The sequence below is a fragment of the Citrobacter sp. CK195 genome, assembly GCF_030333365.1.
Lineage (GTDB): Bacteria > Pseudomonadota > Gammaproteobacteria > Enterobacterales > Enterobacteriaceae > Citrobacter_B > Citrobacter_B koseri.
The window spans coordinates 230,392-247,616 of sequence record NZ_JAOWGB010000021.1; the positions used below are offsets into that span (position 1 = coordinate 230,392).

Below are 17,225 nucleotides of genomic sequence, written 5' to 3' on the forward strand. Positions count from 1 at the left end.
AAACGGCGTGCATTCTACCTGCGCAAGGGCAAAATGAACAGGCGCGATTGTACCTCTGCGAGGCGATATTGCCCGGATGCCAATGTGAGGAACAGGTAAAAACCAACAGGATGTTGTAACTAAAATACAGTTTTTTTTTAAACTACTGCCCGTCAAGGCCGCGAATAGGTTTAATCGTCGACCACGCCCGGCAGGAAGGACAATGCCAGTACATGGTATAGGCGGTAAACCCGCACTTCTGGCAGCGATAACGCGGCTTGCTGCGTACCTGCTCACCGACCATATCACGCAGCACCATCAGGCTCTCTTTCGCGCGCCCTTCTTCTGCCTCATTGAGGTGATAATCCATCAGCTTATGAAACACCCGCATGGTCGGATGGCGCTGTAACTGGCGAGTAATATAGACCTGCGCAGTGTCGTGCCCTTCCCGCGCTTCCAGAATATCGGCAAGCATCAACTCAGCGGCGGCGCCGGTGTTTTCTTCCACGGCCCGACGTAAGAACTCCGCCCATTCATCATTTTTACCAAGCTGCTGATAGCACGTCTGCAACATCTCCAGCGTTTCACTGACCAGCTCTTTATCCTGGGAGATAACCCGCTGTAAGCTCTCCACCGCTTTGGCGTATTCCCCCTTTGCCATAAACACACGGCCCATCATGATAGAAACACGGGCGCTGTTTTTGTCTGCGGCGGCGCCTTTTTTCAGCAACGTCATAGCGCGATCCATATCATCGCAGCCCATCTGTTGCAGCGCCAGTTCACAATAGAAATGTGCGATCTCAATGCGCTGTTTGTCTTTGCCGAGCTTCACCAGCCGCTCAGCCACATCAATCGCTTTCTGCCAGTCGCTGGTCGCCTGATAAATTTGCAACAGCTGTTGCAACGCCCCTACGCGGAAATCCGTTTCATCCGTGAGCTGGTTGAACATATCTTCCGCCCGGTCATACAACCCGGCCGCCATGTAATCACGCCCCAGTTGCTGCACAGCCAGCAGACGCTGCTCATAAGTCAGCGACGCGCTTTCCATTAAGGTCTGGTGGATGCGGATGGCGCGGTCTACTTCACCGCGAGAGCGAAACAGGTTTCCAAGAGTGAGATGAGCCTCAACGGTGCCGGTATCCTCTTTCAGCATATCGAGGAACAGATCCACCGCTTTATCCTGTTGGTTACTCAGGAGGAAGTTAACCCCCGCCACATAGTCGCGAGAAAGACGGTTAGCTTCGTCCTGTTTTGTTTGTTGCGCACTTCTGCGACCCATATACCAGCCATAGGCTGCCGCTACAGGTAAAAGCAGAAACAACAACTCCAGCATAAATGATTATTCCTTCACAACCGACGAATCGGCAGATACCGCAACGTCGGTCGCAGGCGAAAGCTGGTTTTCCAGTCGTTTGATTTTTCGTTCGGCACGCACCAGGGAGACGCGAACACGCAGCCAGAACAGGCCGCAAATTAGCCAACCAATAGCAAAGCCTGCGGCAAATAAAACGGCAAGCAACGTAGAAATACGGTACTCCCCTTGAGCCAGCAGGTAATTAAACGTTACCTGTTGATCGTTCTGCGCACCCAATGTCACCGAAATAACAAAAATCGCCAACACCAGTAAGAAAATGAGTAAATATTTCACATTACTTCCCGTTATGTGGTTTGAGCGAATAAATCGTGTTCAACTTACCGCATTCAGCCCTTTAAATTACCATTTTCGCGACGCGCGCGAAACGGAAAAGCGTTCTGTCCACTCATGATTTAAGGGCAAATTACGGAAAATCAACCACCGTCAACGTTCTTACTCCCGCTGCGCTATCTCGCGAGCCTCTTCAACGGGTGGCGTAAGCGGCCCGCAAATGCGCTGAGCAAGCCAGGTCGCCAGCGTCACCAGAAGCCAGGATATCAACGTCGCGACAACTAAATCACGCGGCCAATGCATACCCAACAACAGGCGACTGCCCATAACACTTGTCGCCCAGACTAACAAAATCGCAATCGTAAGGGTACGCCTGCGCGGCCATAATAGTCCTACCGCCAACAACGCCCAGCTTGCGGCAAACAGGGTATGCCCGGAAGGAAACGCGAATCCGGTCTCTTTTTGCCAGTGTTGACGCAGAAAAGCCGGAATATCCTGCTGCCCGGACAGCTGTTCTTTGACTAAGTGCCCGCGTTCTTTACGTTTTAAAGTGTAGAACTCATCAACGGGAATATGGTGCGTTTTTTCCAGCCAAATAACAAAGGGTCGGGGTTCCTGCACCCGCTCCTTCACCAGCGATTTTACCCCCTGCCCCAGCAGGATCGCACCGGCCAGAATAGCAAAAAGCATCATTGCGGCTTTCAGGCGAAATCTCAGGCACCAAAGAAACCAGGCGCACAGAAGCACATGCGTAATAATTCCCCACGGCTGCGTCACCGTTTCTGTCACCCAGTATAAGGATTTTAACCACCAGACCGAGTGTCCGGGTTGCCAGTTCCAGCCTGAAATCCATACGCTAACCGGCATCACAAGCAACAGAGCAGCGCCTACGGTTGTGCGCTTCGCAATCGAAAGCATGACCTCTCCTTTCGTCGATAAGTGCCACAATCATAACTGAAAACCTGGCGTGCCGGAAAATTGACAAATTTGTGCCATTCCAAAAGCGATCGCACGGCAGCGATTAGGTGAAGTCCGCCGCCTTATGGCAAAATAGAAACATACAGAAGCCAATTGGCGATGACACCAGCATTATCTGGAGAAATACATGCAGCTTAAACGAGTGGCAGAAGCCAAACTGCCAACCCCATGGGGCGATTTCCTGATGGTGGGATTTGAAGAACTGGCAACCGGACACGACCACGTCGCGCTGGTTTATGGCGATATCTCTGGTCAAACCCCTGTCCTGGCTCGCGTCCATTCAGAATGTCTGACCGGCGACGCATTGTTTAGTCTGCGCTGCGATTGTGGTTTTCAGTTAGAGGCGGCGCTGACGCATATCGCGGAAGAAGGTCGCGGTATTCTGCTCTACCACCGTCAGGAAGGACGTAATATTGGCCTGCTCAATAAGATTCGCGCCTACGCGTTACAGGATCAGGGCTACGATACCGTGGAAGCCAACCATCAGCTGGGGTTTGCCGCCGATGAGCGTGATTTCACCCTGTGCGCCGATATGTTTAAACTGCTGGGCGTCGATGAAGTCCGTCTGCTGACCAATAACCCTAAGAAAGTCGAAATTCTGACGGAAGCAGGTATCAATATTGTTGAGCGCGTACCGCTGATTGTTGGCCGTAACCCAAATAACGAACACTATCTGGATACCAAAGCCGCTAAGATGGGGCATTTATTGGGTAAATAAATTTTTGCTATTAAAGGCCTGATGAGCACCGCGCCATCAGGCCTTTTTTATGTCTTAATGCAACATATTACGAATCACATAATGCAGAATGCCGTCATTCTGGTAGTAGGTTAATTCAGTTGCGGTATCGATACGGCACCGGCACGAAATCACCTCTGTGCTGCCATCCACTTTGGTTAACGTCACCGGAATGGCGGCGCCAGGCTTCAGGTTTTGCAGACTGGCAATATCAATTGTCTCCTCGCCGGTTAACCCGAGCGTTTTACGCGTAACGCCCTGCGGGAACTCCAGCGGTAGAATCCCCATACCAATCAGGTTTGAACGGTGAATACGTTCAAACGACTCGGCAATCACGACGCGAATACCCAGCAAACGCGGGCCTTTGGCCGCCCAGTCACGGCTGGAACCGGAACCGTACTCTTTACCCGCAATCACCGCCAGCGGCGTTTTCTCCTGCTGATACAGCATCGCTGCATCATAGATGGAGATCACCTCCGTCCCCGGCAAATGTCGGGTCATTCCTCCTTCAACGCCGGGAACCATTTCGTTGCGGATACGAATATTCGCAAACGTACCGCGCATCATCACTTCATGGTTTCCACGGCGCGAACCGTAGGAGTTGAAGTCCCGACGCTCAACGCCATGATTCTGCAAATAGCGCCCTGCCGGGCTGTCCGCCTTTATGCTGCCCGCCGGAGAGATATGGTCAGTGGTGACGGAATCCCCCAGCATGGCCAGAATACGGGCGCCATGAATATCCTCAACCGGATCGGGTTGAACCTGCATTTCGTCAAAGAACGGTGACAAGCGGATATAAGTGGAGTCATCCTGCCAGCCATAGGTATCTGAGCGATCAACATTGATCGCTTTCCATTCCGGCGTCCCTTCAAAAACCTCTGCATACTCTTTGTGGAACATTTCTGACGACACCAGCTCAACGGCGCGGGCGATCTCCTGCGCGGAAGGCCAGATATCCTTCAGATAAACCGGGTCGCCTTTGCGATCGTGGCCCAGCGGCTCTTTCGCCAGGTTAATATTCATATTGCCCGCCAGCGCATAGGCAACAACCAGCGGCGGCGACGCCAGCCAGTTGGTTTTCACCAGCGGATGGATTCGGCCTTCAAAGTTACGGTTGCCGGAAAGTACCGCGCCCACCGTCAAGTCGCCCTTTTTGATTGCCGTTTCGATAGGCTCCGGCAGTGGGCCGGAGTTACCAATACAGGTGGTGCACCCATACCCCACCAGATTAAAGCCAAGTTCATCAAGATAAGGCGTGAGTTTCGCCTGCGCCAGGTAATCCGAGACCACTTTCGATCCCGGCGCCAGCGAGGCTTTCACCCACGGCTGCCGTTTCAGTCCCAGCGTTACCGCTTTTTTCGCCAGCAAACCGGCGGCCATCAGCACGCTGGGGTTTGAAGTATTGGTACAGGAGGTGATAGCTGCAATCACGACAGCGCCGTCCGGGAGCTGGTATTGATGGCCGTTCATAACATAATCGATTGGCTGCCGGTCTTTTTGCGCGGTGTTCAGTTCCAGCTCCGTGCTCGCGGCGAAGGCTTTCGGCACATCTGCCAGCGCAACCCGATCCTGCGGGCGCTTCGGCCCGGCAAGGCTCGCCTCGACATCCCCCATATCCAGTTCCAGCGAACTGGTGAAAACAGGTTCATCGCCAGGGTTTCGCCACATCCCCTGCGCTTTGGCATAGGTTTCGACCAGCTCAACCTGCTCCTCGCTACGGCCGCTTAAACGCATATATTCGAGGGTGATGCCGTCAATCGGGAAGAAGCCGCAGGTCGCGCCATATTCCGGCGACATGTTTGCTATCGTCGCGCGATCGGCCAATGGCAAGGAGTCCAGACCGTCGCCGTAGAATTCAACGAATTTACCAACGACGCCGTGTTTACGCAGCATCTGGGTCACGGTCAGCACCAGGTCGGTCGCGGTGATACCTTCACGCAGCTTACCGGTCAACTTGAAGCCAACAACATCGGGAATGAGCATTGAAACCGGCTGGCCCAGCATCGCGGCTTCCGCTTCAATCCCCCCGACGCCCCATCCCAGCACGCCAAGGCCGTTAATCATCGTGGTGTGGGAGTCGGTGCCGACCAGCGTGTCCGGGTATGCAACCCACTCTCCCGCCTGCAATTCGCTCCAGACGGCCTTGCCAAGGTACTCCAGGTTCACCTGGTGGCAGATCCCGGTTCCTGGCGGCACCACGCTGAAGCGACTAAAAGCCTGTTGCCCCCATTTCAGGAACACATAGCGCTCGTGGTTGCGTTCCATTTCCAGACGCACGTTCTCTTCGAAAGCGTCATCATCGCCAAAGCGATCGACCGTTACCGAGTGGTCAATAACAAGGTCTACCGGGGATAGCGGATTCACTTTCGCAGTATCCCCGCCGAGGCGTTTGACCGCTTCGCGCATGGCAGCCAGATCCACCACCGCCGGGACGCCGGTAAAATCCTGCATTAATACACGGGCGGGTCGATAGGCAATTTCGCGATCGGCATGGGCTTTTTTCAGCCACCCGGCTAACGCCTGAATATCTTCTTCGGTAACAGAGTCGCCGTCCTGCCAGCGCAGCAGGTTTTCAAGCAGAACTTTTAGCGACTTGGGCAAGCGGGTAATATCGCCCAGTTTTTTGGCAGCCAGGGGCAGACTGTAGTAATGATAGGTTTTGTCTTTGGCCTGCAACGTGTCCTTACTGGCTTCTCGTAGGGTTGACGACATAGCTCCTCCTTAATAACAGGGTTGGATACCCTGACTCTCCTCAGGGTTAGTATTAAAGATAACACAAACAGAATGTAACGTTTTGATAACAACCCGAATTGATAAAAGAGGAGAAACCTTACGGACGGGAATTGGCATGCGCAGGCCCGATGACGTTGCGCCATCGGGCATTGACCGGCATACGATCAGAAAGAGACAATCCAGATAAGTTGAGCCCAGAACAAGAGCGATACTGAGAACGCCCCAATCCATGACCAATATTTAAGATTCACAGTTTGCATAGGCTACACCGACATTTGTTTAATACTTTATGCTGAGATTTACTCAGCGCTTATTGCTGTGGTGTATAAGAAAGTACAGTACGGGATGTTAATGACCTGTACTGGAAATGATGATTAAAAAAATCGCCAATTATTGTTTCTGTTGCTCATCTTCAGCGAATGAATCAATAAATGCCTGTTGCTGTTGTGTGAGTTTCCAGGATTCTGGAATATTCGTCACACATTCGCTCCGCGCTTCCTTCACGCTATCACGAGGCTGACGTGCTGGCGTTGAGGGTTGCTGATGTTCCTGCGAAACCATGACTTACCCCCACACTTGCCAGATAACCAGCGCAATCACAACCCAGAACAGCGCAGAGCCGAGGAATACCGCCAGCCATGCTTTGCGTTTAAGCTCGGGGTCCCTGCGGGGTTCCTGGTTTCCAGAAGGCATTGCTAACCTCATACAATCGGCATCACTTATCATTTTAGCACCAAACAATCGGTACAATTAATCATCAGATGAGACAAATCCTAAAGAAACTTTAGTCAAAAATCCAGTGAATTTACGAATCGTTTCCCATGAATAAATCAATCTTTTGACCGGAAATAAATATTTGAAAGGCGGAATTTGCGAGGCGGGTAATTCGAAACTACTTTACTGGCGCTTTTCCATGAATACGATGCAGGTAATATGATCGCAGAAAAAACGAAAACCATAATCCATAAATTTAGTGGTTATTCAGGTATCTCCTCGTGTCTGGAGATACCTGAAAACTCACGCGCGTGATTACTTTTCCGGTAATTTAATATCGTTAAACATGGCTTCAATTTCTTCGTTAGAACGCAAGGCCACGGCGGTATCCACAACATCGCGCGTCAGATGCGGCGCAAAGCGTTGAATAAAGTCGTACATATAGCTGCGTAAAAACGTGCTGCGGCGAAAACCAATTTTCGTGGTGCTATGGCTGAAAATATCATGCGCATCGACACGCACCAGGTCCGGGTCGGAAATCGGATCGACGGCCATGCTGGCAATCACCCCTACCCCCAGTCCAAGTCGGACGTATGTTTTTATCACGTCCGCATCGGTTGCCGTAAAGACAATACGCGGCGTCAGCCCGGCGCGATTAAACGCGGTATCCAGCTCGGAGCGCCCGGTAAAGCCAAAGGTGTAGGTCACCAGCGGATACTGTGCCAGTTCCTCAATCGTCACCGATGATTTAGCGGCCAGCGGGTGCTCTGGCGTGACGACGATAGAGCGATTCCAGTGGTAGCATGGCAGCATCACCAGATCGTCATACAGGTGCAGCGCTTCAGTGGCGATAGCGAAGTCGGCATTCCCTTTCGAAACCGCTTCCGCGATTTGCGTGGGCGACCCCTGATGCATATGCAATGAAACGCGAGGATAGCGCTCAATAAAGCCCTTGATCACATTTGGCAGCGCATAGCGCGCCTGAGTGTGCGTGGTGGCAATATACAGAGAACCTTTATCCGGCCAGGTGTGTTCGCCCGCCACGGACTTGATGGCATCGACTTTGGACAACACTTCGCGCGCAATGCGAATAATTTCCTGCCCCGCTGGCGTCACTTGCGTCAGGTGTTTACCGCTACGCGCAAAAATCTGGATGCCAAGCTCATCTTCCAGCATACGAACTTGCTTACTGATACCCGGCTGGGAGGTGTAAAGCCCTTCGGCGGTGGAAGAGACATTAAGGTTGTGATTAACCACCTCAACAATGTAGCGAAGCTGCTGTAATTTCATGTTAAACCATCCAGATTAGCGCCGTCATGTCATCGTTTGATAAGCAGCACGTCACGCGCTGCTAATACGATTTAATAATAAAAAAGCCGTTAACTATAACCACTATATCATTTATATCAGAGCTGTATAGCTGCGAAGAAAAAATAATAAGCCCGGAATAAAAAAGGGCCGCTTGCGCGACCCTCTTAAGTGAAATTCAGCCAGGTGACTGTTATTTCTTACCTTCTACCCACTTGCCATCAACGAAGAATGCTGACCATCCCGTCGCTTTCCCGTCTTTTTCAGCGGCAACATACTGCTGTTTCGTCTTACGGCTAAAACGCACCAGCGTCTTATTGCCTTCCGGGTCCTGCTGCGGCGCATCGGCCAGATAACGCAGTTTTTCCGGCAGACGGTCGCGGAAGCGGTACAACTCTTCCACTAACGGCGCACGCGTTTCACGCGATTTCGGGAAGGTATTCGCCGCGAGGAAGATCCCTGCGGCGCCGTCACGCAGCACGAAATACGCGTCCGATTTCTCGCACGGCAGTTCCGGCAACGGCACCGGATCTTCTTTCGGCGGCGCGACTTCACCGTTACGCAGAATCTTACGGGTATTTTTACATTCGTCGTTAGTACAGGCCATGTACTTACCAAAACGCCCCATTTTCAGGTGCATTTCAGAGCCACATTTTTCGCACTCAACGATCGGGCCGTCATAACCTTTAATACGGAACTCGCCCTCTTCGATTTCGTAACCGTCGCAGGTCGGGTTATTACCGCAGACGTGCAGCTTGCGTTTCGGATCGATCAGGTAGCTGTCCATTGCGGTGCCGCACTTCTGGCAACGACGTTTTGCACGCAAGGCGTTGGTTTCCGCATCATCGCCTTCCAGTACGTTCAGCACTTCATTTTCCGGCACCAGGTTGATGGTGGTTTTGCAGCGCTCTTTCGGCGGCAGCGCATAGCCGGAACATCCCAGGAACACGCCGGTGCTGGCGGTGCGAATCCCCATCTTGCGCCCGCATGTCGGGCAGTCAATGCTGGTCAGCACCATCTGGTTAGGGCGCATGCCGCCCTCTTCAGGATCTTTCTCCGCTTTATCAAGCTGCTGAGTAAAATCGCTGAAGAAGTTATCAAGCACGTTTTTCCACTCGGCTTCGTGGCTGGCCACCTTGTCGAGGCTGTCTTCCATCTGGGCGGTGAAATCATAGTTCATCAGCTCGCGGAAGTTTTCTTCCAGTCGATCGGTGACAATCTCACCCATTTTTTCAGCATAGAAGCGACGGTTTTCCACGCGGACATAACCGCGATCCTGAATGGTCGAGATAATCGACGCATAGGTGGATGGACGACCAATACCGCGTTTTTCCAGCTCTTTAACCAGCGATGCTTCACTGAAGCGCGCCGGTGGTTTGGTGAAGTGCTGCGCCGGAGTCAGTTCAACCAGCGTCAACACATCGCCTTTATTCACCGCAGGCAACGTCCGGTCTTCATCGCCTTTACGCAGCGCAGGCATGACTTTCGTCCAGCCGTCGAAACGCAGAATGCGGCCACGCGCTTTCAGGCGGAAATCACCCGCGCCGACCGTCAGCGTGGTGGAATCGTACTGGGCTGGCGTCATCTGACAGGCGACAAACTGACGCCAGATCAGCTGATACAGTTTCTGCGCGTCCGCTTCCATATCCTTCAGCGCTTCGGCCATCACCGCGACATCAGAAGGACGGATCGCTTCGTGCGCTTCCTGTGAATTTTCTTTGCTGGCGTACTGGTTCGGGTTCTCCGGCAGGTATTTCTTGCCGAAGCTATCGCTGATATAACCGCGAACCATGTTTACCGCATCCTGGCTCAGGTTGGTGGAGTCAGTACGCATGTAGGTGATGTAGCCCGCTTCGTACAAGCGCTGCGCCATCATCATGGTTTTTTTCACGCCAAAGCCCAGACGCGTGCTCGCCGCCTGTTGCAGCGTCGACGTGATAAACGGCGCGCCAGGCTTACTGCTGGTCGGTTTATCTTCACGCTCCAGTACGCTGTAACGCGCTTTTTCCAGCAGGCTGACCGCCGCCAGCGTTTGCTCGCGGTTAACCGGACGGAACGGTTTATCATTCTGGTGCGTAACGTCGAGCGGCAAGGCATCGCCAGAAGGCGTTGTCGTGCTGGCGTTCACTTCCCAGAACTCTTCCGGTACGAACGCTTTGATGTCACGTTCGCGCTCAACAACCAGACGCACGGCAACGGACTGTACGCGGCCTGCCGACAGGCCTCGCGCAATTTTTTTCCACAGCAATGGCGACACCATATAGCCCACAACGCGGTCCATAAAGCGGCGCGCCTGCTGCGCGTTAACACGGTCGATATTCAGTTCGCCTGGCTTATCAAACGCCTGGCGAATCGCGTTTTTGGTTATTTCGTTAAACACCACGCGGCTATAGCGCGTGTCATCACCCCCGATCACCTCCCGCAGGTGCCAGGCAATGGCTTCCCCTTCGCGGTCAAGGTCGGTTGCGAGATAGATGTGGTCGGCTTTTTCAGCCAATTGTTTCAGTTCAGAGACGACCTTCTCTTTACCGGGCAGCACTTCATACTGCGCATCCCAGTTATGCCAAGGGTCAACCCCCATTCGGTTGACGAGAGCGCCACGTTCATCCTTTTTGGGCTTTTTAGCCGTTTTGGTGGAGGTAGAGTCGGCGCTCTTTTTAGCTGCTGAGCCACTGGTCGGCAAATCACGGATATGACCGACGCTGGACTTAACCACGTAATCATTACCCAGATACTTGTTGATCGTTTTGGCTTTTGCCGGGGACTCAACGATGACAAGAGCTTTACCCATATTCACCTTTACCTAAATTGATTCTTCCTGGAATGCGTCGCACGTTGATTCACCTTCCACTGGCGACGAGACACCGATATGGTCTCTGTGTCGGCGGATATCAACCCCTTGTACTGACTCGGTGCGCGAAACGTGATCCTCAGGTGACTGAGTTAACAGGCTTTTTAGCACACAAGCGCTATAGCACGACGGAATTTTGGTCGAATGTCAAGCAAATCTGTTGCCAGATTGACGAAAGCGTCACACTGTACCTGATAAAATTCGTTACGCAACTTTATTAGCATGCAAAAACAAATCTCGCCAGTAACAGCACCTTTACAAGACCTTCGTGTTTATCAGGGAATATTTGCCCATAAGCAGCGCCCGGCGTAGACTAATGTCCTTGTTTAAGGAGTAAATAATGCATAAAGACACCCAACCTATCGATCGTGAAACACTGCTGATTGAAGCCAACAAAATCATTCGTGAGCATGAGGACACGCTGGCGGGGATTGTCGCCACCGGTGTGACGCAGCGAAACGGCGTACTGGTCTTCAGCGGCGATTACTTTTTAGACGAGCAAGGTTTACCGACGCCAAAAAGCACCGCCGTGTTTAATATGTTTAAACATCTGGCGCATGTGCTTTCTGAGAAGTATCACCTGATCGATTAACGCAGGAAAGGTTTTGCCGGATGGCGGCTACGCCTTATCCGGCCTACAAAACAATCCGTAGGCCCGGTAAGCATTAGCGCCACCGGGCTGTTTGCCGGATGGCGGCTGCGCCTTATCCGGCCTACAAAACAGTCCGCAGGCCCGGTAAGCGTTAGCGCCACCGGGCTGTTTGCCGGATGGCGGCTGCGCCTTATCCGGCCTACAAAACACTCCGTAGGCCCGGTAAGCGTTAGCGCCACCGGGCAATGACAATTTTACATCAGCGGTTTTTGTCCGCGCTGCCACCAGCGTAGCAACAAACGATCGGCGCTTTCTGCGGCGCTGCCCGTAAACCGATCCATCAATTTCTTGCGCTGCATAAAGCGAACGTTGAACACCTCATAACCGTCCATCAAGCGGAGAATGACGTCATCACTGGTGTTGATTTCGTCCACCAGACCTTTCTCCAGCGCCTGTTGGCCATACCAGTGCTCGCCTGTGGCCACCTGTTCGATATCCAGCACAGGACGCATCTGCTGCACAAAATGCTTAAACAGGTGATGGGTTTCATTCAGATCTTCACGGAATTTCTGACGCCCTTCCTCCGTGTTCTCGCCAAGCAGCGTCAGCGTGCGCTTATACTGGCCCGCCGTGTGCAGCTCAATATCGATATCCTTCCCTTTCAAAAAGCGATTAAAGTTAGGGATTTGCGCCACAACGCCAATAGAGCCAACAATCGCAAACGGCGCCGAAACAATTTTGTCGGCCACACAGGCCATCATGTAACCGCCGCTGGCGGCGACTTTGTCCACCGTTACCGTCAACGGGATCTGCTTATCGCGCAGACGCTGCAATTGCGAAGCCGCCAGGCCATAGCCATGCACAACGCCGCCGGGGCTTTCCAGACGCACGACCACCTGATCCTGCGGTTTAAACGCCGCTAACACCGCCGTCACCTCCTCACGCAGCGCGCTGACTTCGTGGGCATCCATACTGCCTTTAAAATCCAGCACCCAGGCACGAGGTTTCCCCGTCGCGGCATTTTCCCCCTGCTTTGCTTTCGCTTTCGCCGCTTTTGCCTCCAGCTTCAGCTTCTTTTTCTGCGCTTTATGCCAGAGTTTTTGTTGATGACCGTCCATCAGCGCCGTCGCCAGATCGTCCTTCATCTCTTTATATTGCTCGCTGAGATTCGTTACCCGCAGTTCCCCACGCTGGCGTTTACGCTGGGCAGCATTCACGATCAGCATCACAATGACGGCGATTGCCACCACGACAGTGACGATTTTTGCCAAAAACAACCCATATTCAGACAACAATTCCACGAGTCCCACCTTGGTTAAACAACGCTATTTTGGCTCAGTGTACAACAGGCGTGTTAGCCCGTCTCGTTTGATCCTGCGTTGCGGTTACTGGGTGAAAAGTATGACAAAGTGTTCATTTTTCGGCGTTATCGCCGTTGACTGATTGAAATGACGCGGGCTTTCAGGCATAAAGCCGAAAAGTTAAAGAGAAGATAAGACAACTGGCAGGGTGACCCAACGCGTCGCCGAGGAGTAGCCGTGCATTACCAACCTAAACAAGATCTACTGCAAAATCGCATTATTCTGGTCACTGGCGCCAGTGATGGCATTGGCCGCGAAGCCGCGCTCACCTACGCGCGCTACGGCGCAAACGTTATTTTGCTGGGTCGAAATGAAGAAAAACTGCGTCAGGTCGCACAGACTGTCGCCGAAGATACAGGCGCATTGCCACAGTGGTTTACGCTGGATCTACTGACCTGCACCGCTGAAGAGTGCCACCAGTTAGGCCAGAGGATTGCGGCGCACTATCCACGACTGGATGGCGTTCTGCATAACGCCGGGTTACTGGGCGATATCTGCCCAATGAGCGAACAAAATCCGCACGTCTGGCAGGATGTTATGCAGGTTAACGTCAATGCGACATTCATGCTGACTCAGGCACTGCTTCCTTTATTACTTAAATCCGACGCCGGTTCGCTGGTCTTTACCTCATCAAGCGTCGGTCGTCAGGGACGCGCCAACTGGGGCGCTTACGCCACCTCTAAATTCGCCACCGAAGGCATGATGCAGGTACTGGCGGACGAATACCAGAACCACCCCTTACGTGTAAATTGCATCAACCCAGGCGGCACGCGCACGAGTATGCGCGCCAGCGCCTTCCCTACGGAAGATCCGCAGAAGTTAAAAACGCCCGCCGATATCATGCCCCTCTATTTGTGGCTGATGGGCGACGACAGCCGCCGTAAAACCGGTATGACTTTTGATGCCCAGCCGGGCCGTAGACCAGGAATCGCCCAATGACTGAAGAACGCTATCAACAACGCCAGCAGCGTGTGAAAGACCGGGTCGACGCCCGCGTTGCGGCGGCGCAGGACGAACGCGGCATCATCATCGTGTTTACCGGCAACGGTAAAGGCAAAACCACGGCGGCATTCGGTACCGCAACGCGCGCCGTCGGCCACGGTAAAAAAGTGGGCGTGGTGCAGTTCATTAAAGGCACATGGCCTAACGGTGAGCGCAATCTGCTGGAGCCCCACGGCGTGGAATTTCAGGTGATGGCGACCGGGTTCACCTGGGAAACGCAAAATCGCGAAACCGACACCGCAGCCTGTATGGCTGTCTGGGAACATGGCAAACGTATGCTGGCGGACCTAACGTTGGATATGGTCGTGCTGGATGAACTGACCTACATGGTGGCATATGACTATCTGCCGCTTGAAGAGGTCATCAATGCCTTAAATGCCCGTCCGCAGAATCAGACGGTAATTATTACCGGTCGCGGTTGTCATCGCGATATTCTGGAACTGGCCGACACGGTCAGCGAGCTGCGTCCGGTCAAACATGCTTTTGAAGCGGGCGTGAAGGCCCAGATGGGAATTGATTATTAGGAAACGGTGCCGGATGACGGCGTAAACGCTTTATCCGGCCTACGGCCAAAACGTAGGCCCGGTAAGCGTAAGCGCCACCGGGCATTCAGCATCAACCGTTGTTGTTACGACCGCCTGAACGACGACCGCCGCCAACCTGGCTGTGACGCTTCACCGCACGGCGAATCTGGTTCGCCTTCATACGACGTCGGTCTTTCTCCACGGCCACTTTGGAGGTGGTTTCCGGCGCCAGTTGCACCAGTTCACGCAGATAGTTGGTCTGCGCCAGATCCAGTTCAGTCCAGCCACCGCGCGGCAGCCCTTTCGGCAATGGAATATCACCATAGCGCACGCGGATCAGTCGGCTAACCTGCACGCCAACCGCTTCCCACAGACGACGTACCTCACGGTTACGCCCTTCGGTCAGCGTGACGTTGTACCACTGGTTAATGCCCTCACCACCGCTGAATTTGATGGTCTTAAACGCCGCCGGGCCATCTTCCAGTTGAACGCCACGACTCAGGTCACGCAGCTTGGCGTCATCAACCTGACCAAATACGCGCACGGCGTATTCACGCTCAACTTCACGACTCGGGTGCATCAGACGGTTCGCCAGTTCGCCATCCGTCGTGAACAACAGCAAACCGCAGGTATTCACATCCAGACGACCTACGGCAATCCAGCGCGCGCCGCGCAGTTTCGGTAAGCGATCAAAAACGGTAGGACGACCTTCCGGGTCGTTACGGGTACACAGCTCACCTTCTGGTTTGTAATAGGCCAGAACGCGACAAATTTGTTCCGCAGACTCTTTCACCGAGATCAGATGACCGTCGATACGGATTTTCAGACCCGGCGTGATTTCAACGCGATCGCCAAGCGTGGCGATTTTGCCGTCAACGCTTACGCGGCCTGCTTCAATAATGGATTCAATTTCACGGCGAGAACCGTGGCCAGCGCGAGCCAGCACTTTTTGTAACTTTTCGCTCATAGAGCTTCCTTCAGGTGTCGCCTTCACAGGCGTCGAACAGGAGAATCAACGGCGCTTTACAGCGCCATTTTAAGGCCGCGTAGTATACAGAGTTGCGCCCTTATAAGAAAGGTTTAACGTCACCAACGCCTTCGCGCAAGACAACCGGGGAATCATCGGTTAAATCAATCACCGTGGTCGGTTGCTGGCCGAGGTAACCGCCGTGAATGATCAAATCGACCTGTTTTTCCAGGCGGTCTTTGATCTCTTCCGGGTCAGACTCGGTAAATTCGCTGCCGGGCAGCATCAGCGAGGTGGAGAGCATCGGTTCGCCCAGCGCTTCCAGCAGTGCCAGCGCGATCGGGTTCGACGGCACGCGCAGACCGATTGTTTTCCGTTTTTCCTGTAACAGGCGGCGCGGCACGTCTTTCGTTCCCTTCAGGATAAAAGTGTAGTTGCCCGGCGTATTGTTTTTAATTAAGCGAAAAGCAACGTTATCGACAAACGAATAGGTCGATAACTCAGACAGATCCCGACACATCAGCGTGAAGTTATGCCCGTCCGGCAGGTGGCGAATGCGGCAGATGCGTTCCATCGCCCCTTTATCTTCGATTTTACAACCCAGCGCATAGCCGGAATCGGTTGGATAAACAATCACCCCGCCTTTACGCACAATTTCAACCGCCTGATTGATCAGCCGTTGTTGCGGGTTTTCAGGATGAATATAAAAAAACTGGCTCATACTTCCCTCACTGTGGTGTTTGTGGCTCTTCCCACAGCTGCCATACGCCTTCGACGCCTGCTGGCAGCCAGAGCTTGCGACCCAGTTCAATCCACGGGCACGGCTGATGAAAATCAGAGCCTTGTGATGCCCATAAATGGTGCTGGCGCGCATAGGTCGCCAGTTGGGTTCGCTCATTGGGCGACTGCTGGCATTGCGCCACTTCCATCGCATCACCGCGATGCAGCGCAAAATACGCAATCAACCTTTTCAGCCACTTAGCGCTAAGGTCGTAGCGGCCTGGATGGGCCAATACTGCCTTACCGCCAGAATGATGAATCACATCAATAGCTTGTTCTATTGTACACCACTGTGGCGGAACGTATCCGGTTTTCCCACGCGCAAGGTATTTTTTAAAAACATCGGCAATACTCCCGGCTTTGCCGCACTCCACCAGAAAACGGGCGAAATGCCCGCGCGTCACGGCCCCACCGTCGGCAAGCCGCAAAGCGCCTTCCCACGCCCCAGGAATATGCGCTTTCTCCAGACGCTCGGCAATCAGACGCGCACGCTGCTGACGACGTTCGGTTTGTTCCGCCAGGAACGCGCACATCGCCGGATGCGCAATGTCGATATTCAGACCCACAATATGGATCTCATGATTTTCCCAGACAGTTGAAATTTCCACGCCAGGAATCAGGTTCAGGGCAAGCCCGGAACGTGAAATTTCTTCTCTTGCCGCCGGAATAGCGGCTGTGGTGTCATGATCGGTGATCGCCAGTGTGCCGACTCGCATCTCTACCGCACGATGTACTAACGCTTCTGGCGTTAACCGACCATCGGACGCCGTTGTATGACTGTGCAGGTCGTAAATCACTGCGTAATTCGTGTCGCTCAAGGCGGCTCCCGTCTTAATAAATGTTCTTTCACAAACATCATAACGGTTCCGGCAAATATACTGAAATCAGGTGTTGACTTTATTTCATCGAACTAGTTAACTAGTACGCAAGTTCACATGAAGAAGGTATCTGAGATGAAAGCAACATTCGTACTGCACGGTTGGTGGCGCACTTCCTGATTTCGGGCAGTGTATGACGTCTGCAATAAGCAACCAGATACCCGGCCCGCCAGATGA

General features: G+C 53.2%; 17 protein-coding genes, 1 pseudogene and 1 other annotated feature (1 of these 19 running past the window's edge). Of the genes and pseudogenes, 5 read left to right on the plus strand and 13 right to left on the minus strand.

Annotated elements, in window-relative coordinates; all coding sequences use genetic code 11:
- Nucleotides 1-142 precede the first annotated feature (142 nt).
- The 3 genes from lapB to pgpB all read right to left on the minus strand — a co-directional run bounded on the left by lapB (nucleotide 143) and on the right by pgpB (nucleotide 2,542).
- Nucleotides 143-1,312 (minus strand): lipopolysaccharide assembly protein LapB, encoded by a 1,170-nt coding sequence (lapB, locus tag OGX93_RS04280; protein ID WP_012132243.1) that lies wholly within the window; start codon nucleotides 1,310-1,312, stop codon nucleotides 143-145.
- Nucleotides 1,313-1,318: 6 nt separating this feature from the next.
- Complete coding sequence (gene lapA / locus OGX93_RS04285; RefSeq protein WP_047463550.1) at nucleotides 1,319-1,627, minus strand: lipopolysaccharide assembly protein LapA; 309 nt, start codon at nucleotides 1,625-1,627, stop codon at nucleotides 1,319-1,321.
- 159 nt (nucleotides 1,628-1,786) lie between these two features.
- Nucleotides 1,787-2,542, minus strand: a complete 756-nt coding sequence (pgpB, locus tag OGX93_RS04290) for a phosphatidylglycerophosphatase B (RefSeq protein ID WP_114847859.1) — start codon at nucleotides 2,540-2,542, stop codon at nucleotides 1,787-1,789.
- 187 nt (nucleotides 2,543-2,729) lie between these two features.
- On the opposite strand from pgpB, the gene ribA reads away from it, so the two are divergent.
- Nucleotides 2,730-3,320, plus strand: coding sequence for a GTP cyclohydrolase II (gene ribA, locus OGX93_RS04295; RefSeq protein ID WP_012132238.1), 591 nt, complete (start codon nucleotides 2,730-2,732; stop codon nucleotides 3,318-3,320).
- Nucleotides 3,321-3,374: 54 nt separating this feature from the next.
- On the opposite strand, the gene acnA is transcribed toward ribA, so the two are convergent.
- The 6 genes from acnA to topA form a co-directional block, all read right to left on the minus strand.
- On the minus strand, nucleotides 3,375-6,050 hold the full coding sequence (acnA, locus tag OGX93_RS04300) for an aconitate hydratase AcnA (protein WP_047463548.1): 2,676 nt from the start codon (nucleotides 6,048-6,050) through the stop codon (nucleotides 3,375-3,377).
- A 185-nt stretch (nucleotides 6,051-6,235) separates the two neighbouring features.
- Nucleotides 6,236-6,331, minus strand: a complete 96-nt coding sequence (gene ymiC / locus OGX93_RS04305; protein WP_223849120.1) for a small membrane protein YmiC — start codon at nucleotides 6,329-6,331, stop codon at nucleotides 6,236-6,238.
- A gap of 130 nt (nucleotides 6,332-6,461) precedes the next feature.
- Nucleotides 6,462-6,632 (minus strand): YciX family protein, encoded by a 171-nt coding sequence (locus tag OGX93_RS04310; protein ID WP_096753854.1) that lies wholly within the window; start codon nucleotides 6,630-6,632, stop codon nucleotides 6,462-6,464.
- 3 nt (nucleotides 6,633-6,635) lie between these two features.
- Nucleotides 6,636-6,797, minus strand: a complete 162-nt coding sequence (locus tag OGX93_RS04315; RefSeq protein WP_012132233.1) for a YmiA family putative membrane protein — start codon at nucleotides 6,795-6,797, stop codon at nucleotides 6,636-6,638.
- Nucleotides 6,798-7,100: 303 nt separating this feature from the next.
- A complete protein-coding gene (gene cysB, locus OGX93_RS04320; RefSeq protein ID WP_012132231.1) occupies nucleotides 7,101-8,075 on the minus strand; it encodes an HTH-type transcriptional regulator CysB in 975 nt (324 codons plus the stop codon).
- Between the two features lie 211 nt (nucleotides 8,076-8,286).
- On the minus strand, nucleotides 8,287-10,884 hold the full coding sequence (gene topA, locus OGX93_RS04325; RefSeq protein ID WP_049011909.1) for a type I DNA topoisomerase: 2,598 nt from the start codon (nucleotides 10,882-10,884) through the stop codon (nucleotides 8,287-8,289).
- Between the two features lie 400 nt (nucleotides 10,885-11,284).
- On the opposite strand from topA, the gene OGX93_RS04330 reads away from it, so the two are divergent.
- The gene (locus OGX93_RS04330; RefSeq protein ID WP_003020616.1) at nucleotides 11,285-11,536 is read left to right on the plus strand and encodes a YciN family protein; all 252 of its coding nucleotides are present in this window, start codon (nucleotides 11,285-11,287) and stop codon (nucleotides 11,534-11,536) included.
- 254 nt (nucleotides 11,537-11,790) lie between these two features.
- On the opposite strand, the gene sohB is transcribed toward OGX93_RS04330, so the two are convergent.
- Nucleotides 11,791-12,837 (minus strand): protease SohB, encoded by a 1,047-nt coding sequence (sohB, locus tag OGX93_RS04335; protein ID WP_024130302.1) that lies wholly within the window; start codon nucleotides 12,835-12,837, stop codon nucleotides 11,791-11,793.
- A gap of 237 nt (nucleotides 12,838-13,074) precedes the next feature.
- Between sohB and OGX93_RS04340 the strand changes: the two genes are divergently transcribed.
- On the plus strand, nucleotides 13,075-13,836 hold the full coding sequence (locus OGX93_RS04340) for a YciK family oxidoreductase (RefSeq protein WP_115181592.1): 762 nt from the start codon (nucleotides 13,075-13,077) through the stop codon (nucleotides 13,834-13,836).
- Nucleotides 13,833-14,423 (plus strand): cob(I)yrinic acid a,c-diamide adenosyltransferase, encoded by a 591-nt coding sequence (cobO, locus tag OGX93_RS04345; RefSeq protein WP_286449568.1) that lies wholly within the window; start codon nucleotides 13,833-13,835, stop codon nucleotides 14,421-14,423. The genes OGX93_RS04340 and cobO overlap by 4 nt, the downstream gene beginning before the upstream one ends.
- Nucleotides 14,424-14,514: 91 nt before the next feature.
- Here cobO and rluB read toward each other — a convergent pair whose 3' ends face one another.
- The 3 genes and pseudogenes from rluB to rnm all read right to left on the minus strand — a co-directional run bounded on the left by rluB (nucleotide 14,515) and on the right by rnm (nucleotide 16,988).
- On the minus strand, nucleotides 14,515-15,390 hold the full coding sequence (rluB, locus tag OGX93_RS04350) for a 23S rRNA pseudouridine(2605) synthase RluB (RefSeq protein ID WP_012132223.1): 876 nt from the start codon (nucleotides 15,388-15,390) through the stop codon (nucleotides 14,515-14,517).
- A gap of 100 nt (nucleotides 15,391-15,490) precedes the next feature.
- Nucleotides 15,491-16,111 carry an L-threonylcarbamoyladenylate synthase gene (locus tag OGX93_RS04355; protein WP_012132222.1) on the minus strand — a complete coding sequence of 207 codons (621 nt, stop codon included), beginning with the start codon at nucleotides 16,109-16,111 and terminating at the stop codon, nucleotides 15,491-15,493.
- A pseudogene (rnm, locus tag OGX93_RS04360) lies at nucleotides 16,108-16,988 on the minus strand (RNase RNM). The gene OGX93_RS04355 and the pseudogene rnm overlap by 4 nt, the downstream one beginning before the upstream one ends.
- A gap of 135 nt (nucleotides 16,989-17,123) precedes the next feature.
- Here rnm and trpL point away from each other — a divergent pair.
- The gene (gene trpL, locus OGX93_RS04365) at nucleotides 17,124-17,168 is read left to right on the plus strand and encodes a trp operon leader peptide (protein ID WP_012905981.1); all 45 of its coding nucleotides are present in this window, start codon (nucleotides 17,124-17,126) and stop codon (nucleotides 17,166-17,168) included.
- Nucleotides 17,145-17,225, plus strand: a sequence feature (Trp leader region) (it continues 14 nt past the right edge of the window). It overlaps the preceding gene by 24 nt.